Origin of the sequence: Flavobacterium petrolei (genome assembly GCF_003314435.2) — a bacterium.
Classification (GTDB): Bacteria; Bacteroidota; Bacteroidia; order Flavobacteriales; family Flavobacteriaceae; genus Flavobacterium; species Flavobacterium petrolei.
Genome location: NZ_QNVY02000001.1, coordinates 695,845 through 720,623, shown reverse-complemented (window position 1 = coordinate 720,623; position 24,779 = coordinate 695,845). Strand labels below are relative to the sequence as shown.

The window sequence follows — 24,779 nt, the reverse complement described above, 5'->3', positions numbered from 1 at the left end:
AAAAAAATTAAGTATGAAACATCTTAACAAACTTTTTGTTGCTGTAATGATGGTGATGGGCTTAAGCTCTCATGCACAAGACAGTAATAATCCTTGGGCTATCTCTTTTGGAGTTAATGCCGTAGACACTAAAACTAGTGCAGGTGGAGGAAATAATTGGCTTGATCGTCATTTCTCTCAACCATTTGCAGTTAAAGACAATTGGAATATCCTTCCTTCAGTATCATACCTTAGTGTATCGAAATACGTAGGTGATAATTTCTCATTTGGACTTTCTGGTTCTGTGAACAAAATTGATAAATATGTGAAATTTGCTCCAACTGCTGTTGGTCATGATTCTCGTGGATATGTTGTTTCTAATCCCGGAGACTTAATGTACTATGGTATTGATGCAACTATCAAATATAGTTTGATGAACGTGATTAATTCTAAAGTGATTGACCCGTCTTTATCTGTTGGTGGAGGTTATACATTTTTTGGTGATAGCAGCTACGGAACTTTAAATCCAGGTGCTGGATTAACTTTTTGGTTCACTGAAAATGTTGGTTTAGAACTTGCTACAAAATATAAGAAATCTTTTGGTGATAGAGAAGATGCAGCTGGTGTTCCAGATGCTCCATCACATTTTCAACATTCAGCTGGTCTTATCTTCAAATTTGGAGGAAAAGATACAGATGGAGATGGAATTTATGACAAAGATGATGCTTGTCCAGAAGTTGCTGGTTTGAAAGAATTCAACGGATGTCCTGACACTGACGGTGACGGTATTCAAGACAGTGCTGATGCATGTCCTGAGGTTGCTGGTTTAGCTGCATTGAATGGTTGTCCTGATACTGACGGAGATGGAATTGCTGATAAAGATGATGCTTGTCCAGAAGTTGCTGGTTTAGCTGCATTGAAAGGTTGTCCAGATGCTGACGGAGATGGTGTTGCAGATAAAGATGACAAATGTCCTTCTGTTGCAGGTCCTAAAGAAAATGCAGGTTGTCCTTGGCCAGATACTGACGGAGACGGAGTATTAGACAAAGATGACAAATGTCCTGAAGTTAAAGGTACTGTTGCAAACCAAGGTTGTCCAGAAATTACTGAAGAAGCAATTAAACAATTAAACAATTATGGTAAAACTATCTTGTTTAACTCTGGTAAATCTACTTTTAAACCACAAACTTTCCCAGTTTTACAATCAATGGTTTCTATTTTGAAAGAATACCCATATTCTAAATTCATGGTTGAAGGTCACACGGATAGCGATGGAAGTAATGAACTTAACCAAACTTTATCTGAAAACAGAGCTGCAGCGGTTAAAAATTACTTAATTGAAAATGGTATTACTACTGATAGATTGAGATCTACTGGTTTTGGTGAAACTAAACCAATTGATTCTAACAAAACTGCTAAAGGAAAAGCTAACAACAGAAGAGTTGAAGTTTCTTTAATTAAAGAATAATTTTTCCAAAATATTTTTAGAAAACGCCTCGATTTATCGGGGCGTTTTTTTTATTTTTATAAAATGACAAATACTTCTTTTTTAGATAAAATAGCAACAGTTTTAATTGAAAATTATTTAAGCGATCTTTCCAATACGATTGTAGTTTTACCAAACAAACGAGCTAAAATATTCCTTATTGAAGCGTTAAAAAATCAAGTCACAACAAACATACTTTCTCCCGAAATTATAAGTATTGAAGATTTTGTTCAAAACATAGCTGGTATACGTACTATAGATCCTATTGAACTATTGTTTGAATTCTACGAAGTCTACTTGTCTATTACCGATAAAGCACACCAACAATCTTTTGAATTATTTGCCAATTGGGCCAAAACACTGCTACAGGACTTTAATGAAATTGATAGATATTTACTAGAGCCATCCCATGTTCTTTCGTATTTGAAAGATATTGAAGACATCAAAAAATGGGGAATTGAGGTTGAAAATAAAACGGCATTATTAGAAAAATATATTGATTTTTGGAAATTACTACCCAATTATTATCAATCACTTTATACACATTTGCTAAACAAAGGAATTGGATATCAAGGCTTGATTTATCGTGAAGCAGTTAATAACTTAAATCATTTTTCAAATTCGGTGCAAGACAAACAATTTGTCTTTGCTGGTTTTAATGCGTTAAATGCCGCCGAAGAAAAAATAATTCAGCACCTTATCGCTTCTGATCAGGCCAAAATTTATTGGGACGTAGACCAAACCTTTCTAAATGACCCATATCATGATGCAGGACTGTTTGTGCGACGTTTCAAAGAAAGCTGGAAACATTATAAGCAGCATCCGTTTGAATGGATTGTGAATGATTTTTCAGAGTCTAAAAACATTCACGTTATTGGAACACCAAAAACTATTGGTCAAGCCAAAATAGCCGGAAGTATTATCGAGAATGTCATCAATGAATCCCGAAGCCTCGGGACTGAAGGCAAGTTGGATAAAGTTGCTGTGGTTCTAGGTGAGGAAAATCTTTTAGTCCCGCTTTTATATTCATTACCCGCAAGCGTTGGAGCTTTGAATATTACAATGGGATATTCGAGCAAAAATAATCCAGCCCAGATTTTGATTGCCAAATTATTCAAAATGCATACGAATGCATTATCCAGAAATGCCAAAAGTTATGTGTTGTATTACAAAGATGTATTGGATATTTTGACGCATCCTTTGGTGGAACCGTATGCAAAAACCAGCGCGCTTGTTCATACCATCAATCAAAATAATTATACTTTTATTACGCATCATAAATTGATGGAATTGAATCTAATTCCGAGTGAATTGTTTGTCTTATTATTCCAAAAATGGGAAAGGGGTTCGATTCCCGTATTAGAGACCATTTCAAAATTATTACAAACCATAAAAGAAAATTTAAGTAACGATAGCGATGAAGAAAAAATCACCAAGTCTTTTGTATTTGCTATTTTTAAAGTCATTAACAAACTGATTAATTATTATTCGAAACATGAGCATATCGATAAAATAGAAACACTTTATGCCATTTACAAACAAGTAATTGATCTGGCTGAAGTTTCTTTTGAAGGTGAACCGTTGAACGGATTGCAGATTATGGGTGTTTTAGAAAGTCGTGTTTTGGATTTTGATACCGTTATTGTCACTTCGATGAATGAAGGGAAATTTCCGGCGGGAAAATCACAAAATTCTTTTATTCCGTATGATGTGAAACGCGAACTGGGTTTGCCGACGTTCAAAGAGAAAGATGCGATTTATACCTATCATTTCTATCATTTGTTGCAACGCGCCAAAAACATTTACTTGCTGTATAATACCGAAAGTGAAGGTCTGGATGCGGGTGAAAAAAGCCGTTTTATAACCCAACTGGAGGTCGAAAAGCAAAAAAATCATACGCTTACGCATGAAATTTATAATGCTGTTTTACCCGATACAGCGTATCAACCGATGGTAATTCCAAAATCGGAAAGTGTGATGGTACGATTAAAAGAAATTGCCGAAAAAGGGTTTTCTCCATCGGCATTGACGAGTTATATTAGGAATCCGATTCAGTTTTATTTCCAAAAGATTTTACGAATCAGCGAAGTCGAAGAAGTCGAGGAAAATATTGCCTTGAATACCTTGGGAACTATTATCCACGAAACTCTAAAAGTTTTATACGAACCATTCATTGGTAAATTTATTTCAGAAAGTGATATTCTAAATTGTTTCAAACAAATAGACGCTGAGGTTTTGAAACAATTCAAATTAGTTTATAAAGAAGGCGAAATAAAAAAAGGTCGAAATTTATTGGCGTTTGAAGTGGCCAAACGTAATGTTTCGAATTTTCTGAAAGTGGAATTGGAAAGTATTAAAAACGGCGATGCGATAAAAATTATAGCTTTAGAACAAACTTTTGGAAGAACTTTAAATCATCCGAATTTGCCGTTTCCAGTATTGATAAAAGGAAATGTAGACAGAATTGAAGAGCGCAACGGAGTCATTCGAATTATCGATTACAAAACCGGAAAAGTTGAAAAAGCGAGTGTCTCTCTGAAATCCTGGAACCGATTAACCGAAGATATTAAAAGCGATAAAATCATTCAGGTTTTGGCGTATGCTTTCATGTATGAACACGAAGCAAAAGGAAAGCCAATTGAAGCCGGAATTATCTCTTTCAAGAATTTAAAAGCAGGTTTTCTTCCGTTTAATTTTAAAGAAGACAAAGAAGTAAATTCGATTATAAATGAAGAAATTTTGAGTAACTATTTAGAGCAAATGGTTCTTTTATTAAGCGAAATTTTAGATCAAAATATTCCTTTTGAAGAGAAAATAATTTAAACAAAACTCCCAATCAGAAAATTAGCCAACATCTTTGAGTTTTACAAAAGCACTTTGACTATCAACATGTCAATAAGCGCTTTGGCATGGGTTTTTGGAGGATTTGAAACCTTCAAATACGTACTTATTATTTTTGGTTTCTTCATTAGCCTTTTGATAAAAGAAGTGAATGCTAAAAATGAATATTTGTTTTATTACAATAATGGAATTTCAAAAATGCAATTGTTTGTGTATGGTTTTCTACTGAATTTTGTTTTTTCGTTAGCGCTTATTTTAGTCATTAATGTAGTTTTGAAATTCGTATGACAAAGAGTGTTTTAGAAGTAGACAGTGTTCAAAAACAGTATGATGGGAAAATCATAGTTTCTGATGTGTATTTGAAATGCGAAACCGCCGATATTATTGGCGTTTTAGGAAGAAATGGTTCCGGAAAATCTACTTTATTGAAAATCATTTTTGGAATTGTAGCTGCTGATTTTAAATTTGTTCGGGTCGATGGAGTCGTGAAAGCAAAGACCAGCGAGTTGCTAAATGAAATCAGTTATTTGCGCCAAGATAATTTTATTCCAAATTCATTCTCGATAAAAAAGACTATTCAATTGTCTATAGCCAAAGATAAATTGCAGGAATTTTATACTGATGAAATGATTCAATTGATGTTAGATAAAAAAATAAAGCATTTATCCGGCGGAGAATTACGGTATTTAGAAATTAAATTAATCCTGAATAATGCGTCAAAATTTGTTTTACTGGACGAGCCTTACAATGGTTTGTCACCCATAATGATTGAAAAAATTAATGAATTAATCACTACAATGTCCAGTGTAAAAGGCATTATTATCACGGATCATAACTATGAGAATGTGATTAAAGTCTCCACAAAACTAGCGTTGATGAAAGAAGGGAAAATGCACCACTTGAAAGACAAAAGCGAATTAGTGGAAAAAGGCTATTTGAAATCAGGAATGATTTAGATGCTTTTGAAAAAAGCCAACAATACAATCAATAACTTGTCTTGGTTTTCAATATGACTCATGTGTCCGTCCGGAAAAGTGACTAATTTTACCGTTGTGTTTTCAATTTGTTCTTTGGTTTCCTCGTAATTCAGGACAGGATCTTTTTCACCCAGAATTAATAATTTTGGATAGGGCGTAAGGTGCAACAACACTTCCCGATCTTGTCGTATTTTCATTCCTTCCAGTGACGCAACAATTCCTTGTAGTGGTGTTTTTAAAGCTTCTTTTTTTACGCTTTCAATTGCTGATGAAAGTCGTTCTCTGTTGGATTCGCTGAATAAGTTGGCAATAGAAAGTGAAACAAAGTTCATAAAAGATTGTTTTACCGCTTTGATAGCTCGATCCCGATTTGTTTTTCGTTCCTCGCTGTCGGCTCTTGAGGTCGAGTTTAGTAAAACCAATCCTTTTATCGTGTCGGGATACAATTCGGCGAAAGCCAAAGCTACATAACCGCCCATAGAATGCCCGACAAAAATGGCTTTTCGGATGCGCAATTCCGATAAAACAGCGTGAACAGCATCGGCATTATCTTCCATCGTTTGCACGTAACTCAAACATTCCGTTTCGCCATGCCCTAATAAATCTATCGTAATGACGCGGTTTTTTTTAGCAAATTCTGGAATATAAAAATCCCACATGCCTTTGTTTTCCAAGAAACCATGAAGTAAGACAATAGCGGTTCCTTTCCCGGTAGCGGAATAGGAGATGTTGGTATTTTTAAAGAGAATTTGTTTCAAAATGAAAAATTAGTCTACAAAAGTAACATTTTATTTTTTTAACCATTTAAGAAATATAAGGTCATGTAAGTATTCTTTCATTTGCTTAAATGACTTATGTGGTTAAATAAAACGGCTCCCATTTCTGAAAGCCGTTTATGAAATTTAAAATCTTCTATCACCATCGAGCAAACTTCCTAATCCGCCTAATAAACTTCCTTCGTCACGACTGTTTCCGCCAGCTCTTGGTGCAGATGCGATGATTCTGTCAGCCAGTCTGCTAAAAGGCAAGGACTGCACATAAACTGTTCCCGGACCGCGAAGTGTTGCGTAAAATAAACCTTCGCCACCAAAAATAGAATTCTTGATGCCGCCAATAAATTCAATGTCATAATCCACGTCTTTGGTAAAACCAACAATACAACCCGTATCGACTTTTAGGATTTCGCCTGCTGCTAATTCTTTTTTGGCTAATGTTCCGCCGGTATGTACAAACGCCATTCCATCGCCTTCTATTTTTTGCATGATGAAACCTTCACCACCAAACAGTCCGCGGCCCAGTTTTTTAGAGAATTCAATCCCCACCGAAACGCCTTTGGCAGCGCAGAGGAAAGCATCTTTCTGGCAAATGAATTTTCCGTTAAATTGTGTCAAGTCTATTGGGATAATTTTTCCGGGATAAGGCGATGCGAATGAAACTTTGCTTTTGGTATTGTTTTGATTGATAAATGCTGTCATAAAAAGGCTTTCGCCTGTTAAAACTCTTTTTCCGGCGCTTAAAAGTTTACCGAACAATCCGTTTTCCTGTCCGGAACCGTCTCCAAAAATGGTTTCCATTTGAATATTATTGTCCATCATCATAAAACTTCCCGCTTCGGCAATTACAATTTCCTGTGGGTCCAGTTCTATTTCCACATATTGCATTTCCTCGCCGTAAATGTGGTAGTCTATTTCGTGTGCTTGCATGATTTCTGTGTTTTAAGTTTTTTAAATATGTCGGAAGGGTGATTATAAAGTTACAGCTTTACCATGAATTTTGGAATTACAGATTTTCTCGTTGAAGCGCGCAAGGGATTACTTCACCGTACTTTTATTTTTATAGGAGTTCAGTGAATTTCATTTGTAGCGGAAAGCCCACAGTCTCGTCTTTTTTGAAGAGACGAGGACTTATAGCGGATAGCCCGACACAGCTGGAGTTTACGGAAGCTGGGTTGCGCCCAAAAAAAAATCGGTTCACATTGCTGTAAACCGATTTGGTTGTATGTATTTAAGGAATTAACTGTTCATTAACTCTTCGATTTCGTCCACTTCAATTGGGATGTTGCGCATCATGTTGAACGGTTCGCCGCTTTCTTGAACGATGATGTTGTCCTCCAGACGGATTCCGAAACCTTCGGCAGGAATGTAAATTCCAGGCTCTACGGTAAATACCATATTGGCTTGCATTGGCTCGGTCAAGATTCCGTAATCGTGCGTGTCCAATCCCATGTGGTGGGAAGTTCCGTGCATGAAATATTTTTTGTAAGCGGGCCATTCCGGGTTTTCATTTTGTACATCGGCTTTGTCAATAAGACCCAAACCTAGCAGTTCTGAAGTCATTAATTTTCCCACTTCGATATGATATTGTTTCCAAAGTGTTCCTGTAGTCAGCATTTTTGTCGCTTCATTTTTCACACGTAAAACGGCATTGTATACTTCTTTTTGTCTTTTTGTATATTTTCCTGAAACTGGAATGGTACGCGTCATGTCACTCGAATAATTCGCATATTCAGCCGCAACATCCAGTAAAATCAAATCACCGGCTTTGCATTGTTGATTGTTTTCGATGTAGTGCAATACATTGGCATTGTTTCCGGAAGCGATAATTGGCGTGTAAGCAAAACCTCTGGAACGGTTGCGAATGAATTCGTGAATCAACTCGGCTTCGATTTCGTATTCGGTAACGTTTGGTTTCACGAAAGACAATAATCTTCTAAAACCAAGTTCCGTAATATTACAGGCTTTTTGGATTAAATCCAATTCTTCGGTTTCTTTTACGGAGCGAAGGCGTTGCAATATCGGATTACTTTTTGCAACAGCATGTGCCGGATATTTCTCTTTCCACCATTTTACAAAACGGGCTTCACGCGTTTCAGTTTCTACAGTGGCACGGTAATGCTCATTTGTATTGATGTAAATTGTTTCAGCATGCGTCATCATTTCGAATAATACTTTCTCAAATTCCTGTAACCAATACACGGTTCTGATTCCTGTTACTTCAAAAGCACGCTCTTTAGTCAGTTTTTCACCTTCCCAAATGGCAATATGTTCGCTGGTTTCTTTCAAGAAAACCATTTCTCTTTGGTGCTCGTATGGCGCATCCGGGAAAAGCAATAAAATACTTTCTTCCTGATCTACTCCACTTAGATAAAAGATATCGCGGTGTTGTGCAAATGGCAAAGTACTATCGGCAGAAACGGGATAAATATCATTAGAGTTGAAGATGGCAACGCTTTTCGGCTTCATCTGAGCCATGAATTTTTCTCTATTTTTTATAAATAAATCTCGGTCAATTTGATGATATTTCATTTGTTGATTTTTATTGTTTTTTATTTGTCAAATGGAATTCGCATAAAGCTAAAATTGGTTTTTTATGCCATTTTTTTCTATGCTCATTTCATAACAATTCGTTTTTATACATTGAATATTCAAAAATACTAACTTTGAAAGAAACGGATGTTAATTACACTATAAAATTTTCAGATAACTATTTTTATGATTAATTTTCCAATTCAAATCAGTTTTACATGAAAAAAATAGTACTCTTTTCTGCCCTTATCGTGCAAAGTGTCTCTTGGGGACAAGTTTCTGCCGAAGCAATTCAGCAATCATTGGAATCCAAAAAACAAATGGAAATTCAATCGATTTTTCAGCAGGTTGCTTTCGAAAATGTGGGGCCAACGGTGATGAGCGGAAGAGTGGTGGATGTGGATGTAAATCCGCAAAATCCAACCGAATTTTATGTGGGATATGCTTCGGGCGGACTTTGGTACACGAATAATAATGGGATGAGTTTTTCGCCGGTTATGGATGCGGCACCTACGCAAAATGTGGGTGATATTGCGGTAGACTGGAAACGAGGAACGATTTGGGTAGGAACTGGCGAAGTAAATTCGTCCCGATCGTCTTACGCCGGAATTGGAATTTTGAAATCCGAAGACAAAGGGAAGACTTGGCAAAATATGGGATTGCACGACAGCCATCACATCAGCAGAATCCTGATAAATCCATCCAATGCAGATGAAGTTGTTGTGGGCGCAGTGGGTCATTTATATTCTAAAAATGAAGAAAGAGGGATTTATAAAACGACTGATGGTGGGAAAACGTGGAGCAAAACCCTTTATATCGATGACGAAACCGGGATTATAGATGTGGCTGTTTCTCCAAAAAATTTCAAGGTTCAATTTGCGGCTTCTTGGAGCAAAGACAGAAAAGCGTGGGATTTTATTGGAAGTGGCGCCGCCTCGGGAATTTATAAAAGTGAAGATGCTGGATTGACATGGAAACTTTTTACGGATGCTGAAAGTGGATTTCCTATTGGCGAAGGCGTTGGGAGAATTGGTTTAGCGGTTTATGATGATAATAATGTATATGCTGTTCTGGATAACCAATTCAAAAGACCGTTGCAATCCAAAAAAAGCAATTCGTTACCAATTGCATTTTCTATGCCGGGAGACGAATTCCTCAAATTACCAAATAAAAGTCTGAATTCTATTCTAAAGAATTACGGATTGACCGAAAAATACAGAGCTGAAAACATCAAACACTGGGTTCAAAACGGCTATTTGCAACCTAACGAAGCTGCAAAAGTAGTTTTGGATGCGATAAATAGTTTAGCCGAAACAGAAGTTATTGGAGCTGAAGTATACAAATCAAGTAATGGAGGAAAAAATTGGACAAAGACCCACAAAGATTTTATTGATGATTTCTTTTATTCGTATGGCTATTATTTCAGTGTCATCTCTGTTGATCCAAACGATGTGAATAAAATTTATTTATCGGGTGTGCCGATTATCAAATCAAATGATGGCGGAAAAACATTTACCTCCATAAGCGAAGAGAATGTTCACGCAGATCATCACGTAGTTTGGGTGAATCCAAATAAATCCGGACATTTAATTAATGGAAATGACGGTGGTTTGAACATTTCGTATGATGATGGAGCGCATTGGGTAAAAAGTAATTCGCATTCTGTAAGTCAGTTTTATGCAGTGAATGTAGATGAGCAAGAACCGTATAATATTTATGGCGGAATGCAGGATAATGGGGTTTGGGTTGGACCAAGCACTTACAAATATTCCTCAGAATGGTACCAAACCGGGAAATATCCGTACGAAAATTTGATGGGAGGCGACGGAATGCAAACTCAAATTGACAAAAGAAATTCTAACATTGTTTTTACGGGTTTTCAATTTGGGAATTATTATAGAATTGATCGTGCGACTAACAAGCGAGAGTATGTTTCACCAAAGCCAAAAAAGGACGAAAAACCATTCCGATTCAATTGGCAGACGCCTATTTTATTGTCTTCGCACAACCAAGATATTTTATACATGGGATCTAATTTCTTGCACCGTTCGATGAATCAAGGGCAAACTTGGACCGCAATTTCCCCTGATTTGACGCAAGGAGTGAAAGAAGGAAATGTAGCTTTTGGTACCATCGCTACGATCAGCGAAAGTACTTTACAGTTCGGATTACTTTACGCAGGAAGTGATGATGGATTGATTCATGTTTCGAAAGATGGCGGAGCGACTTGGAACAAAATTTCGGAAAATTTGCCTCAGAATCGCTGGGTTTCCAGAGTCGTGGCTTCGGCACATAAGAAAGAAAGAGTCTATGCTACTTTAAACGGATATCGAAATGATGATTTCACCAGCTATTTGTATGTGTCGGATGATTTTGGTCAAACTTGGAAAAATATCGCCAGTAATTTGCCTGCAAGTCCTGTGAATGTGATTGTGGAGGATAATATAAATGAGAATGTTTTGTATTTGGGAACGGATAACGGATTGTACGTTTCGTTAAATAAAGGAACAACTTGGGATGATTTTTCGAACGGAATTCCGAACGTTGCCGTTCACGATTTAGTGATTCAAAAGAAAGTAAAAGACTTAGTGGTGGGAACTCACGGTCGCTCGATTTATAAAGTCAATTTAGAGCAAGTGCAACAATTGAGCGATAAAGTGGTGTCGAAAAGTCTTCATGTTTTCGAATTAATAAAGATAAAAAAATCAAGAGAATGGGGAAACAGTTGGAGTTCTTGGGCTAAGGCTTCAGAACCAAAAGCAGAGATTTGGTTTTATTCGAATGGGGATTCAGAAGTGCTTTTGCAAATTGAAAACAGTTTAAAAGAAGTCGTTTATTCTCAGAAAGTGAAAGCGTCAAAAGGATTGAATAAACACATTTACGATCTTTCAATGACTAAAACGGTAGCGGATAATTGGAAAAATAAAGACAAAAAACTAAAATTGGAAGAAGCCAAAAATGGGAAATATTACCTTCCAATTTCAATCAATAAAATCAGTATTCAAAAAGGAAAAGAGAAAGTGGTTACTGATCTGGAAATTATAGAATCAAAATAGAAAGTCTTTTTATTTTAAAAACAAAAAACACGATTCCATCTGAAATCGTATTTTTTTATGGTTGCTATTTTGTTTAAAACTGAGCTACTTCTGTAGAATCTTTCATGGCAGTTGTAGAAGATTTTCCAATTGTCACGGTATTTTGTACCGCATCAAAATAGGATGTCCCTACGAAACCTTGGTGTTTTACCGCTTTGAAACCGTGTTTTTGCAAAGCAAATTCTCTTTCTTGTAATTCAGAATAGCCTGCCATTCCTCTTTCTTTGTAGGCTTTAGACAATTCGAACATACTCGTATTTAGTGCGTGGAATCCGGCTAAAGTGATGAATTGGAACTTGTATCCCATTGCAGCAAGATCCTCTCTGAACGTTTCCATTTCAGCAACGGATAATTTTGCAGCCCAGTTGAAAGAAGGCGAACAATTGTAAGCCAACATTTTTCCTGGGAATTTTGCGTGAATTCCTTCAGCAAATTGTCTTGCGTAATCCAGATCCGGATTACTGGTTTCCATCCAGATTAAATCAGCATAAGGCGCGTAACTCAATCCTCTATCAATTCCTTGCTCCACACCACAATTTACATAGAAAAAACCTTCTCCGGTTTTTTCGCCAGTGATGAATTTAGCATCTCTTGGGTCAATATCGCTAGTCAATAAGTTGGCCGCATCTGCATCTGTACGAGCGACAATCAACGTTGGTGTTCCCATTACGTCAGCTGCTAAACGAGCCGCAATTAGTTTGTTGATGGCTTCTTGAGTAGGAACCAAAACTTTTCCACCTAAGTGACCACATTTTTTAGCAGAACTCAATTGGTCTTCAAAGTGAACTCCGGCAGCTCCTGCTTCAATCATCGATTTCATTAATTCGAAAGCGTTCAGGTTTCCACCAAAACCAGCTTCGGCGTCAGCCACAATAGGAACTAAGTATTCTTTTTTGTCAGCTGTTCCGTTAACCACTTGTATTTGATCCGCTCTCAAAAGCGCATTATTGATTCGTTTTACTACCAATGGAACGCTGTTAGCAGGATATAAAGATTGGTCAGGATACATTTCTCCGGCTACATTTGCATCAGCGGCAACTTGCCAACCGCTCAAATAAATAGCATCTAATCCTGCCTCTACTTCTTGAATGGCTTGGTTTCCGGTAAGCGCGCCAAGTCCGGCTACAAAATCTTGAGAATTTAGTTTATTCCATAAAGTATTCGCTCCAATTCTGGCAACACTATGTTCTATTTGATACGAACCTTGCAATTTTACAACTTCTTCAGCAGTATAGGGGCGCTCAATACCATTCCATCTTGGGTTTGTAATCCAGTCGGTAACTAATTCTTGAATTCTTGTTTCTGTAGTTTTCATTTTTCTTTTTTTTTGGTTGTTTGTTAATAGGGATTGTAATTGATTGTTTAAATGTATTTGTATCCAGGAATGGTCAAAAATTCGATAAAATTGTCGTTCACGACTAGAATATCTAATAATTGTTCCGCTAATCTGTATTTTTGTTTTTCATGATTTTCATCTCCAACAAGCTTTCTGATTTTTTCAAATTCCTCCATCGCTATACGATGATAATAATTTGTATTTAATGTTTTTTTATTGTCCAAAACGACTTCGTTTTGTAACCATTGCCACAATTGCGATCTCGAAATCTCAGCAGTAGCAGCATCTTCCATCAAATTGTGTAACGCTGCGGCGCCTTGTCCGTTAAGCCATGAAGCGATGTATAGAACGGAAATACTAATGTTTTTTCGAACACCTTCCTCGGTAATGGTTCCTTTTGGAGTTTCGAGCAAATCACTTTCGGTAACGTGTACGTCCTCTCTTTTTACCTGAATCTGATTTTTGGTTGGCATGTATTTATCAAAAACTGTCATGGCAAGTGAAACTAAATCCGGATGTGCGACCCAAGTTCCGTCATGACCATTTTTTACTTCCCGTTCTTTGTCGGCGATTACTTTATCGAAAGCAATTTTATTAGCTTCTTCGTTGTTTTTTATCGGAATTTGCGCTGCCATTCCACCAATTGCGTGAATATTTCGTTTGTGGCATCGTTGAATAACTAATTGGGAATACGCACTCATAAATGGAGAAGTCATCGTCACCTGATCTCTGTTTGGAACAATGAAAGCTGGGTTTTTTCTTAATTTTTTTATATAAGAAAAAATGTAATCCCATCGCCCGCAATTAAGGCCTACAATATGCTCTTTCAGTTCAAAAATGATTTCGTCTAATTGAAAACTGGCAGTTATTGTTTCGATTAAAACCGTGGCTTTGAATGTTCCGTTTTTTACGCCTAAATATTCCTGCGTAAATTCGAAAACTTCATTCCACCATCTGGCTTCCAGATAATGTTCCAGTTTTGGAATGTAAAAATACGGTGCCGTTCCATCTTCAATAAGTTGCTTATGATTGTGAAAAGCATATAATCCGAAGTCAATTAGTGATCCTGAAGTTTGTTCTCCGTTAATCAAAATATTTTTTTCAGGCAAATGCAATCCTCTTGGACGAACAAGCAGTACTGCAGTTTTTTCGTTCAGACTGTATTTTTTATTCTTTATAATATCTTCAAGAGCAATGGTTTTATTTATCGCATCTTTCAGGTTTTGCTGTCCCGTCATTAAGTTGCTCCAAGTAGGAGAAGTGCTGTCTTCAAAATCAGCCATGAATGTTTTTGCACCCGAATTCAATGCATTAATGACCATTTTTCTGTCGACTGGACCGGTTATTTCGACTCTTCGATCTAATAAATCGTCTGGTGTTTGCGCCGCTTTCCAATTACTTTCTCTGATGCTTTTGGTCTCAGCAGGAAAAGTTGGTAAGGCACCTTGATCGAATAAATCCTGTTGTTTTTTTCTTTCGTCTAATAACAAAAGTCTTTTGGCATTGAATCGCTCGTGAAGTTCGGTAATAAAATTAATGGCCTTGTCCGTCAAAATTTCTGGATAATGCTCTTTCGTTTCATTGGAAAACTGCAACGATTTTTCGGTTGTTTCGGTATTTGCTTTCATGGTTAATATGTTTTACATGACAATGTTACGAAAAGTTTTTTACAAAACAAGCGAACGTACGCTAAAAATGAAAAATATTTTTTTTGGCGCAAATATTTTTTAGCTTATCTTTGAGATATGAACATAGAAAAGGATTATATCAAGTTAATTTTTGGGCTTAAACTCAAGCAGGCTCGCACCAATAAGAATCTGTCACTATTTGGTTTGGCAAAAATCACAGACCTTTCAAAATCGTATTTAAACGAAATTGAAAAAGGGAAAAAGTATCCAAAAACGGATAAAATTATTCTGTTAGCCGAAAAACTCGATATTTCCTATGATAATATGGTGTCTTTGAAGCTGGATAATAATCTGGCGCCCATTGGAGAAATTCTAAAATCGGGTATTCTAAAAGAGATACCTCTGGAGATTTTTGGGATTCAGGAAAACGATCTTATCGATATTATTGCCAATGCTCCTGCAAAAGTCAATGCGTTTATAAGTACGATTATTGAGATCGCACAGCATTATAATTTGACAAGAGAGAGTTTCTTTTTGGCGTCGTTGCGTTCGTACCAAGAAGCACACACGAACTATTTTGAAGATTTAGAGCAGAAAGTGTTGCAGTTTTCCAAAGCGTTTCACGTGAATATTGAAGCTAAAATTTCGATTGAAGAACTCACGGCGATTTTAATTGAAGAATATGGTTATACAATAAAAGAACTCGTTTTTTCGGAGCAAGAACAATTAGGGGATTTGAGATCGATTTTTGTTCCAAAAAGCAAGACGTTACTTCTTTCCTTAGATATTGATGAACCTCAAAAGGCGTTTATCTTAGCTAAAGAAATTGCATATAATTACCTTGAGATTTCCGAAAGATTGTATACGTTCAGTTGGATTAAGTTTGATAATTTTGACCAGGTCCTAAATAACTTTTATGCTTCTTATTTTGCAGGAGCCTTACTTATTCCAAGACAAAAATTGATAGACGAACTGAATTTATTTTTGTCTAAAACAGATCCAAAACCACAGGAAATGATTGCATTGATGAGCGGTTTTAATGTTTCGCCCGAATCGTTTTATCAGAGGTTGACTAATATTTTACCAAAAGATTTTCAATTGAAAAATCTTTTCTTTCTGAGATTGTCGCATCAAATAGGAACGGATACCTATCAGATAAAAAAGGAATTGCATATCACGAACCAGCAGGAACCGCACGCTAATGAAATGAATGAGCATTACTGCCGAAGATGGGTTTCCATACGTACAATCGAGCAATCATTGAAGCAGAATAAAAATCATTTTTTTGATGCGCAAATATCCAGTTATGAAAACAGCAAAAATGAATATCTTGTTTTTTCATCCGCAACACCGGATCCGTTTAAAGTAGATTGTATCCGCAGTATATCGGTAGGAATTTTGATTACGCCGGGAATGAAGAAAAAATTTAAGTTCATCGAGAATGATTCGCTTAAGAAACAGATTGTCGGGGTTACTTGTGAAACTTGTGCCGTTAAAAATTGTTTGGAACGCGCTTCGCCACCAATACAATTAGAGCAAAAAATGCGCAACGAAAATACGGATTTAATTGTGCAGCAATACATGGCAAAATTCAGTTAACGGAATGCTGTCTATTAAATCAAAAAGCACCGAAAGTTCAAGTATGAATTGTCGGTGCTTTTTTTAGAAGTATAAAATTAATCCACCCATTTGTAATAACGAGCACCAATTAAATTAGGAATTTCATTTTCAATTCGATCCAAAAGCCATTCAGTTTTTGGAGTTCGAACGCTGATTTTTTGTTCCTTTTTGTGCAGTTTGTTGTAAGTTTCAAAGTCAATTTCGAAACTTTTTTCTATTGTTTCAAAAAGATTGACGTTAGCAATGGCTAATTTCCAGTCTTGTTGAATGGTTCCTTCAAAAACCTTTGATTTTGAGCCGCTTCCGTAAGCCAGAAAGCCAAATTTACTGCCGCTTATTTCTTTTTCGGTATCGTAAAAATGAGCCAAAGTTGAAAGTAACCCCATGAAAATAGAACCTGTGTATAGATTTCCAATTAAAGAAGAAGCGATTTCGGCAGGCATTAATTTTTCATTTACAAATTCTTTATAGGCTTCTGATTTGCTGATTTCTTTCAGTTTATTTTGGTATTCCGAAGTGTCTTCATCACCGGAAATAATTGTATTGGATGCGTCCAAAGCATAAATTTCAGATAACATTCGGCGTCCCTGAAAAGCATAAGGTAAGTGCATGACAATACTATTCCAGGAATCGTAAACGGTTTCGGTGGTATTTTTTAATTTTTTGAATGAAAAATAAGCGTCTCTCGTTCGATCCATATAGCATTGATTCGAATATTGACCGTCAAAAACCGGCTGGTCTTTGTGGATTTCAACTTCACTTTCTAAATTTTCAAACCACGGTTCATTAGTTGTATTTCCTGTAATTGCTGTTTTCGAAATCGTTCGAAACGGTTTAAAAAAGTCAAAAACTCCTTTTGTACTGGTTGCCCAATTGTTTTCGAAAGCAATAATTCTTGGATTTGAAGTTATCAACATTGCTAAAGCGCCAGCACCTTGTGTGTATTCTCCGGTAGAGTTTAAATCGTATTTTGCAAAATCAGTAGTGACAACAATTGCTTTTTTTGTTGGGTTCAATGTTATAAAATCAATACAGTTTTGCATGGCATCAACTCCGCCAATACAAGCAAAAGTAAAATCAACCACATCACATTCTGATAACGTGTTTTCTCCAAATTTTTGTTCCATCAATGCAATCAAGAACGAACTTATTGGCTTTGAGCTGTCAATGGCGCTTTCGGTTCCTACATAAATTCGGGTAATTTCATTGAGGTTTATGTTGTGGTCTGAAATTAATTTGGTCAATGCATTGGCACCAAAAACTACCGTGTCTTGATGTATGTCTGGCAATGTCATTTTGATTAAGCCCAGTCCTTTTTCTAGTTTTTCGGGTTCGATATTTCTGGCTTTTGCCAAAGTATTTATGGGTAAATGTATTTTTGCAACATCAAAAGAGATAGCGTCAATTCCTGTTTTCATTATAATTTTTTTTCTTATAAAAGTAAAATTTAGGAGTTTAATGACAGTTTTTTTAGGGTTCTAAAAATAGTGTTTATTAAACTTTTAGGAATTTAAAAAAATTACCTAATCAAAATTATTGATATGATAAATTAAATCCCTATTTATGAGGATTATAGCAAATAGCAGCTGCGGTAAAATTGTGCGATTATTTGCTTTTGTTTAACTAAATAACAGACTTTTAGCGTCTTAAGTGCTGGTTAATAGCAAATTATTGGGATTTAGGTCTTAACACTTTAAAATCATTATAAATTATAACGAAAAGGTTGTAGTTCATTACTAATTGCTCTATTTTTGTATGATTTTTAAATTAATTCATACAAATTACTATGGCAAAATCTGCATTATTAAAGTCATCGATAGCAAAAAAAGTCGCTATGGCGCTTTCTGGACTTTTCTTAATTTTATTTTTAGCACAACATTTTTTTATAAACAGTACCTCGGTTTTTAGTCCTGATACTTTTAACTCTATTTCTCATTTTATGGGAAATAATCCATTGGTTCAGTTTGTAATCCAGCCAATTCTTATTGTGGGAGTTATTTTTCACTTCGTAATGGGATTTGTTTTGGACTTTAAAAATAGAAGTGCAAGACCAATTAATTACATTAAGAACAATGGAGCGGCTAATTCATCTTGGGCATCACGTAATATGATTGTTTCTGGGGCTGTGGTTCTGGCTTTCATTTTGCTACACTTTTATGATTTTTGGGTTCCTGAAATGGTTTATAAATATGTAGAGGTTAATCCGCTTAACGAGACTCGTTACTTTGCAGAGTTGACTCATAAATTTGTTAGTCCAGTGCGTACAGGGATTTATTGTGTATCATTTTTATTGCTATCCTTGCACTTATGGCACGGTTTCAACTCTTCTTTTCAATCAGTTGGGTTCAATAATAAATACTCAAGATCGTTACATACATTAGGATATGCTTTTGCAATTGTAGTTCCTTTCGGTTTCATTTTTATTGCATTATTTCATCATTTTAATCATTAATATTAAATTATAAATGGCATTAGATTCAAAAATTCCAAATGGTCCAATAGCGGACAAATGGACAAATTATAAAGATCATATTAATTTAGTAAACCCAGCTAATAAACGTAATATTGATATTATCGTTGTTGGAACGGGTCTTGCAGGTAGTTCTGCTGCTGCAACATTAGCTGAATTAGGATATAACGTAAAAACATTTTGCTTTCAGGATTCTCCTCGTCGTGCTCACTCAATTGCGGCACAAGGTGGGATTAATGCTGCGAAAAATTATCAAGGGGATGGTGATTCAACTTTCCGTTTGTTTTATGATACTGTAAAAGGGGGAGATTACCGCTCTAGAGAAGCAAACGTACATAGACTTGCAGAAGTTTCTGTAAATATTATTGATCAGTGTGTAATGCAAGGTGTTCCATTGGCACGTGAATATGGTGGACTTCTTGACAACAGGTCATTTGGAGGAACTTTAGTCGCAAGAACATTTTACGCTAAAGGACAAACAGGTCAACAATTGTTACTAGGTGCTTATTCTGCTATGAACCGTCAAATTGGTCGTGGAAAGATTAAATCGTACACGCGTCACGAAATGCAAGATTTAGTGGTAGTGGATGGTAAAGCTAGAGGAATTATTGCTCGCGATTTAGTGACCGGAGAAATAGAAAGACACTCAGCGCATGCCGTAGTTATTGCCTCTGGAGGTTACGGAAATGTATTTTTCCTATCAACTTATGCTATGGGAAGTAACGCAACTGCTGCTTGGAAAATACATAAAAAAGGAGCTTTTTTTGCTAATCCTTGTTATACACAAATTCACCCTACTTGTATCCCAGTTTCAGGAGATCACCAATCTAAATTGACATTGATGTCCGAATCCTTGCGTAATGACGGACGAATTTGGGTTCCAGCAAAATTAGAGGATGCGAAATCTATTCGTGAAGGAAAATTGAAACCAACACAAATTGCTGAAGCAGACAGAGATTATTATTTAGAGCGTCGCTATCCAGCTTTTGGAAACTTAGTACCTAGAGATATTGCTTCTCGAGCTGCTAAAGAGAGATGTGATGCTGGTTTTGGAGTTAACAAAACTGGTGAAGCAGTGTACTTAGATTTTGCGGCAGCGATTGAACGTTACGGTAAAGAACAAGCATACGTAAAAGGTTTAGATGCTAATGATGCCGCATTAATAACAAAATTAGGTGCTGCACTTGTAGCTAATAAATACGGAAATTTATTCCAAATGTACGAGAAAATCGTTGATGAGAATCCGTACACAACACCAATGATGATTTATCCTGCTGTACACTATACTATGGGTGGAACTTGGGTAGATTATAACTTACAGACGACTATTCCTGGTTGTTTTTCTATTGGAGAATCAAATTTCTCTGATCATGGAGCAAATAGGTTAGGAGCTTCTGCATTAATGCAAGGTTTAGCTGATGGTTACTTTGTATTGCCTTACACAATAGGAGATTATTTAGCTCCAGATATCAAGACAGGAAAAATTTCTACTGATTTACCTGAATTTATTGAAGCAGAGAAAAATGTAAAAGCTCGTATTGATCAGTTTATCAATAATAATGGAACACATTCTGTTGATTATTTCCACAAAAAACTTGGAAAAATCATGTGGAATAAAGTTGGTATGGCTCGTAACGCGAAAGGATTAAATGAAGCAATCGTAGAAATTGCAGCGTTAAGAGAAGAGTTCTATAAAGATGTAAAAGTGCCTGGTGATGCGAACAGTTTTAATCAAGAGTTAGACAAAGCGGGTCGTGTGGCCGACTTCTTGGAGTTGGGTGAATTGTTTGCTAAAGATGCCTTGCACCGAAACGAATCTTGTGGAGGTCATTTCCGTGAGGAATACCAATCTGAGGACGGTGAAGCACAACGTGATGATGAGAACTTTGCTTACGTTGCAGCATGGGAATACATGGGTAAACCAAGCGAGGCTGTACTTCATAAAGAACCATTGGTGTACGACAATGTTAAACTAGTAACTCGTAGTTATAAATAGGAATTAGTTCAGTATCGAAAGTCGTATGGAAACGACTTTTTATAGTGCGACTTTCAAACTAAAGAAAATATGAAACTTACATTAAAAATATGGCGTCAGAAAAACGCCAAAGCAAAAGGAGAAATCGTTGAATATCCATTAGATGGAATTGAAGAGGATATGTCTTTTCTTGAAATGTTAGACGTTCTAAACGAAGGTTTAATAAATAAAGGAGATTTGCCTGTGTCTTTTGATCATGATTGTCGCGAAGGAATTTGTGGTTCATGTTCCTTGTACATCAACGGAGAAGCACATGGACCAGATAGAGGGGTTCCTACTTGTCAATTGCACATGAGGATGTTTAAAGATGGTGATACAATCTACATTGAGCCTTTTAGAGCAAAGGCTTTTCCAGTAATTAAGGATTTAGTAGTTGATAGAAGCGCTTTTGATAGAATCCAGCACGCGGGTGGATTTGTATCCATCAATACTTCAGGGAAACCTACTGATGCTAACGCAATTCCTATTCCTAAACATGATGCTGATAGAGCTTTTGATGCTGCAACTTGTATTGGTTGTGGTGCTTGTGTAGCATCTTGTAAAAACTCTTCTGCAATGCTTTTTGTGTCTGCAAAGGTCTCACAATACGCTTTATTACCGCAAGGAAAAGTAGAAGCTGCTGATCGTGTATTGAACATGGTTGCTCAAATGGATGCTGAAGGTTTTGGTAACTGTACCAATACTGGGGCTTGTGAAGTAGAATGTCCAAAAGGAATTTCTCTTGAAAATATTGCCAGAATGAATAGAGAATATTTATCTGCAAGTTTAAAAGGATAAAAATTCAAAGTATATAATTAAAAAACGCATTCAATGTCAAAGTTGAATGCGTTTTTTTTGTGCAAAATAATCAATCTTAAATTAATCTTTCCAGCCCCAAGGTGCGGAAGGTGTTGTTACTGTTTTTGTCAAGTCAAATTTTACGGTAAACAGTCGGTCAGAACCGATGCGTCTTAAGTTATAGGTAAAAGAAGTTTCGTCTAAAGTAATCCACCAGACATTTGCGGAAGCATTTGGAAGTAAATTACAGGTTTGTTGATCTGCTGGAAAAAACTGAAGCGTTGCTGAACCAGAATTAGATGCTGTTCCGCCGTATTGTGTCACCTTATCTTCGGAGCCGTCTTCGTGGCGGTGATCGTGTTTCAATTGGATTCGGTCATTTTTGTATGTTAATACCCAAGTTCTTGATTTGTCCTCTCCTACAAAAAATGGAATCCGAATCGTATTTTCGTCACAGTTGCGAACGTGCATTACTAGTTTTTTATCCCGAAAAGTGTCATTGGCAGCGCCTTCTTTGACTTCTCCTTCAAAGGATTTTCCGCATTGTTTTTGCAGGTTTTCCCAAAATTGTTTTGCTCCTGATTTCTCTTGTCCAAAAATTAAAATAGAGCATAACAGTGCGCATACAAGAAGTATCTTTTTCATAAAATTGTTTTTTGCTAATATAATGAACTTCTGGTATTGTGATATTTCTTATTTTTATAAAAAATAAAATCATGCAAGTCACCCTGATCCAAGCTCCTTTAATTTGGGAAAACCCAAAGTCAAATCGCAATTACTTTGAAGCAAGAATCAATTCAATTACTGAAAATGTTGATTTAATTGTTTTACCGGAAATGTTTACTAGCGGCTTTACAATGAATCCCGAACACGTGGCTGAAACCGTGGAAGGCAAAACGATCACTTGGCTTAAAGTGTTGGCGAAAGCTAGAAAATGCGCCATTACAGGAAGTTTAGTTATTGTAGAAAATGGAAATTTTTACAACAGATTAGTATTTGTGTTTCCTTCCGGAGCAATTCAGTTTTATGATAAAAGGCATTTATTCACTTTGGCTGGTGAGGACAAAGTTTATACGAGTGGGAATCAAAAAATAGTTGTAGACTATTTGGGTTGGAAAATTTGTCCGTTGATTTGTTATGATTTGAGATTTCCTGCTTTTTCCAGAAATAGTGAGGATTATGACTTGTTGATTTATGTGGCAAGTTGGCCAAAAATAAGAACTAATGCTTGGGATGCTTTATTAAAAGCCCGAGCGATAGAAAACATGAGTTATGCCATTGGCGTTAACAGAATCGGTGCTGATGCAAATGGTTATGAGTACATTGGGCACTCGCAAGCAGTCGATTTTCTAGGGAATTATGTTCTGAAACCAGAAGAATCTGAAGGCTGTTTTACAGTACAGCTAGACCAAGAAAAAATGCTGGAAACCAGACAAAAATTAGGTTTTTTGAACGACAGAGATTGTTTTGAAATAAAAAATAGCTAATTCTGATTTTTCGTATCGGTTGTCTTTTTAGGTTCTGGAGTGTAGGGAATGCTCAAATCAAAAATTTGATTTACATCCCAATTAGCACGAACATCAATTTCTTTGGAAAAATAAATCACTTCTTCTGCCTGACGCTTTTCTAAATAATTTCCGGGATCCCACTCCTTGTTTTTGTTGGTGTCATAAATAGCGCGCAAGGTATAAAGTGCAGGTTCAATTAAATTAAAGTCTACGGTGGTGTTTTTATCAGTGTATTCAGTGGTCAAAACATCGCCTTTTGTATTAGTGAGTTCAACAATAACAGGAAATTGTTTGATGTTTTCTAATGACACAGTGAGATTCCCGTACTCAGCAGTACTCTTAGTGCTTAATTTATACGTTAAAGTGTCATTTGTTTGTTCAAAAAAATCAGTCAGCGCTCCGGGTAAGAGTTTAAAAGTATAATTTTCCGAAGGTTCCTTTTTGAAGTCAAAATACAATTTTTGATTAAACTCATCGTATTCTGATGTAAAAACCACTGCGGTTTTTGAATTGTTGATCACACTTATTTTCGAATTTTCAACGCGAATTATTGGAGTCGAACTTTCTAGTGCAAAGCGCTCTCGGAATTTCAGGTTGCCTGTTTGGATTGCTGAAATCTTTAATGTATCTTTTTTCTGGTCTTTGATTTTAAAATTGAAGTTCGCTTCGTATTTGTCTTTGGCTACAGCCAAATTCAGCGAATCAACTTTGATGGGTTTGTACCAGACTTGTAACGAATCCTTTTTTGGGAATTTAGTAATAATCGTAGACAAGATGTCATTGTTGGTTTTTAGTACTATTTTTGGACTTGCAGCTGCTGAATTCACATTGCCTTCGTATCCCACGAACAGTCTGTTTCCAGATGCTTGGCTTGGTTTAAAAGTTTTGAAAGGAAGCGACTCCTTGAATAATTCTAACTCGTAAAGCGTATCATTCGGAATAGTAATAAAGTCTGTGCTAAACCCAATTTTGTCTGTTTTTGGATTGTATTTGTTATTGCTATTGTAGTCTTTCATGGCTACAAGTAGATATTTTCCGGCTTTTAAATTCTCAAAACTAAAAGTCTTCAAGCTATCTAATGTGTTTGTTACATATCTTGGGCTCTCATTATATACTATTGAATCTTTAAAAGTGTCGTTCACGTCATAAAGCATAACTGAAACGAATGACTCAACTTCTTTGTCATAGGCGCTTTTTACTGTTCCTCCAAGGCTTAAAGAGTCAATATAATTGCCCGTAGAAAACACATATTTAAATTGATTGAATGGATTTCCTTCATTATTATCAGCGATGCTTTGGCCAAAATTAAAGCTGTAGGTTGTGTTGGGTTGAAGCGTGTCTTTGATTTTTATTGTAATCGTTTTGCTTGCCGTTGTAGGTAAAATCAACGGTTCGTTTTTCATTGGGGGTGAAATAATCAACTGTTTGTTGAGATTTTTGAGTTTAATGTTCTCGTCAAAAACTAGTTTGATTTCGTTTCCTTTGAAGTTTTTGCTAAAATTTTCCGGAAAACTTGCCTTTAAAACAGGGGCGATGGTATCTTTCAAACCGCCAGTAATGGATCCTCTTTTTGCACATCCAACAGTAATTAAAAGCAATAGAAAGAAGGTATATTTTAAATTGTTTTTCAACATATCAAATCATAATTAGAATTTACAAAATAACAATTATAATTCATGCAATCGAAATTTTTTAATGAATTATTATGAGTGATTTAATTCC

General features: G+C 36.1%; 18 protein-coding genes. 10 read left to right on the top strand and 8 right to left on the bottom strand.

The window, feature by feature from the left end:
• Window positions 1-13: 13 nt before the first annotated feature.
• From DR871_RS03155 to DR871_RS03140, 4 genes are all read left to right on the top strand, one after another.
• Window positions 14-1,447 carry an OmpA family protein gene (locus DR871_RS03155; RefSeq protein ID WP_113664894.1) on the top strand — a complete coding sequence of 478 codons (1,434 nt, stop codon included), beginning with the start codon at window positions 14-16 and terminating at the stop codon, window positions 1,445-1,447.
• Window positions 1,448-1,510: 63 nt separating this feature from the next.
• Window positions 1,511-4,288 (top strand): PD-(D/E)XK nuclease family protein, encoded by a 2,778-nt coding sequence (locus DR871_RS03150; protein WP_113664895.1) that lies wholly within the window; start codon window positions 1,511-1,513, stop codon window positions 4,286-4,288.
• Window positions 4,289-4,342: 54 nt separating this feature from the next.
• Window positions 4,343-4,594 (top strand): hypothetical protein, encoded by a 252-nt coding sequence (locus tag DR871_RS03145; protein WP_165355300.1) that lies wholly within the window; start codon window positions 4,343-4,345, stop codon window positions 4,592-4,594.
• On the top strand, window positions 4,591-5,262 hold the full coding sequence (locus tag DR871_RS03140; protein WP_113664897.1) for an ATP-binding cassette domain-containing protein: 672 nt from the start codon (window positions 4,591-4,593) through the stop codon (window positions 5,260-5,262). Before DR871_RS03145 ends, DR871_RS03140 begins: the two co-directional genes overlap by 4 nt.
• Here the strand turns inward: DR871_RS03140 and DR871_RS03135 are convergent.
• From DR871_RS03135 to DR871_RS03125, 3 genes are all read right to left on the bottom strand, one after another.
• Window positions 5,259-6,041 (bottom strand): alpha/beta fold hydrolase, encoded by a 783-nt coding sequence (locus DR871_RS03135; RefSeq protein ID WP_113664898.1) that lies wholly within the window; start codon window positions 6,039-6,041, stop codon window positions 5,259-5,261. The two genes, DR871_RS03140 and DR871_RS03135, sit on opposite strands and share 4 nt — an antisense overlap.
• Before the next feature lie 144 nt (window positions 6,042-6,185).
• Window positions 6,186-6,986 (bottom strand): TIGR00266 family protein, encoded by an 801-nt coding sequence (locus DR871_RS03130; protein WP_113664899.1) that lies wholly within the window; start codon window positions 6,984-6,986, stop codon window positions 6,186-6,188.
• A 309-nt stretch (window positions 6,987-7,295) separates the two neighbouring features.
• Window positions 7,296-8,588 carry an aminopeptidase P family protein gene (locus DR871_RS03125; RefSeq protein ID WP_113664900.1) on the bottom strand — a complete coding sequence of 431 codons (1,293 nt, stop codon included), beginning with the start codon at window positions 8,586-8,588 and terminating at the stop codon, window positions 7,296-7,298.
• A gap of 218 nt (window positions 8,589-8,806) precedes the next feature.
• On the opposite strand from DR871_RS03125, the gene DR871_RS03120 reads away from it, so the two are divergent.
• Window positions 8,807-11,644, top strand: a complete 2,838-nt coding sequence (locus DR871_RS03120; RefSeq protein WP_113664901.1) for a WD40/YVTN/BNR-like repeat-containing protein — start codon at window positions 8,807-8,809, stop codon at window positions 11,642-11,644.
• Window positions 11,645-11,717: 73 nt separating this feature from the next.
• Here DR871_RS03120 and aceA read toward each other — a convergent pair whose 3' ends face one another.
• Together aceA and aceB are read right to left on the bottom strand one after the other, a co-directional pair.
• Complete coding sequence (gene aceA, locus DR871_RS03115; RefSeq protein WP_113664902.1) at window positions 11,718-12,998, bottom strand: isocitrate lyase; 1,281 nt, start codon at window positions 12,996-12,998, stop codon at window positions 11,718-11,720.
• A gap of 47 nt (window positions 12,999-13,045) precedes the next feature.
• Window positions 13,046-14,647, bottom strand: coding sequence for a malate synthase A (aceB, locus tag DR871_RS03110; RefSeq protein WP_113664903.1), 1,602 nt, complete (start codon window positions 14,645-14,647; stop codon window positions 13,046-13,048).
• A gap of 117 nt (window positions 14,648-14,764) precedes the next feature.
• Between aceB and DR871_RS03105 the strand changes: the two genes are divergently transcribed.
• Entirely contained in the window at window positions 14,765-16,246 is a 1,482-nt protein-coding gene (locus DR871_RS03105) for a helix-turn-helix domain-containing protein (protein ID WP_113664904.1), read from the top strand.
• Window positions 16,247-16,323: 77 nt separating this feature from the next.
• On the opposite strand, the gene DR871_RS03100 is transcribed toward DR871_RS03105, so the two are convergent.
• Window positions 16,324-17,685: a hydroxymethylglutaryl-CoA synthase family protein gene (locus tag DR871_RS03100; protein WP_113664905.1), complete on the bottom strand. Its 1,362-nt coding sequence runs from the start codon at window positions 17,683-17,685 to the stop codon at window positions 16,324-16,326.
• Window positions 17,686-18,053: 368 nt separating this feature from the next.
• Between DR871_RS03100 and DR871_RS03095 the strand changes: the two genes are divergently transcribed.
• The 3 genes from DR871_RS03095 to DR871_RS03085 all read left to right on the top strand — a co-directional run bounded on the left by DR871_RS03095 (window position 18,054) and on the right by DR871_RS03085 (window position 21,549).
• Window positions 18,054-18,719, top strand: coding sequence for a succinate dehydrogenase cytochrome b subunit (locus DR871_RS03095; RefSeq protein ID WP_113664906.1), 666 nt, complete (start codon window positions 18,054-18,056; stop codon window positions 18,717-18,719).
• 13 nt (window positions 18,720-18,732) lie between these two features.
• Window positions 18,733-20,733, top strand: a complete 2,001-nt coding sequence (locus tag DR871_RS03090) for a fumarate reductase/succinate dehydrogenase flavoprotein subunit (RefSeq protein WP_113664907.1) — start codon at window positions 18,733-18,735, stop codon at window positions 20,731-20,733.
• A gap of 69 nt (window positions 20,734-20,802) precedes the next feature.
• A complete protein-coding gene (locus tag DR871_RS03085; protein WP_113664908.1) occupies window positions 20,803-21,549 on the top strand; it encodes a succinate dehydrogenase/fumarate reductase iron-sulfur subunit in 747 nt (248 codons plus the stop codon).
• 81 nt (window positions 21,550-21,630) lie between these two features.
• Here DR871_RS03085 and DR871_RS03080 read toward each other — a convergent pair whose 3' ends face one another.
• Window positions 21,631-22,194 (bottom strand): hypothetical protein, encoded by a 564-nt coding sequence (locus DR871_RS03080; protein WP_113664909.1) that lies wholly within the window; start codon window positions 22,192-22,194, stop codon window positions 21,631-21,633.
• A gap of 71 nt (window positions 22,195-22,265) precedes the next feature.
• On the opposite strand from DR871_RS03080, the gene DR871_RS03075 reads away from it, so the two are divergent.
• On the top strand, window positions 22,266-23,036 hold the full coding sequence (locus DR871_RS03075; RefSeq protein WP_113664910.1) for an amidohydrolase: 771 nt from the start codon (window positions 22,266-22,268) through the stop codon (window positions 23,034-23,036).
• Here the strand turns inward: DR871_RS03075 and DR871_RS03070 are convergent.
• Window positions 23,033-24,691, bottom strand: coding sequence for an Ig-like domain-containing protein (locus tag DR871_RS03070; protein ID WP_113664911.1), 1,659 nt, complete (start codon window positions 24,689-24,691; stop codon window positions 23,033-23,035). The genes DR871_RS03075 and DR871_RS03070 overlap by 4 nt on opposite strands.
• Window positions 24,692-24,779: the final 88 nt, after the last annotated feature.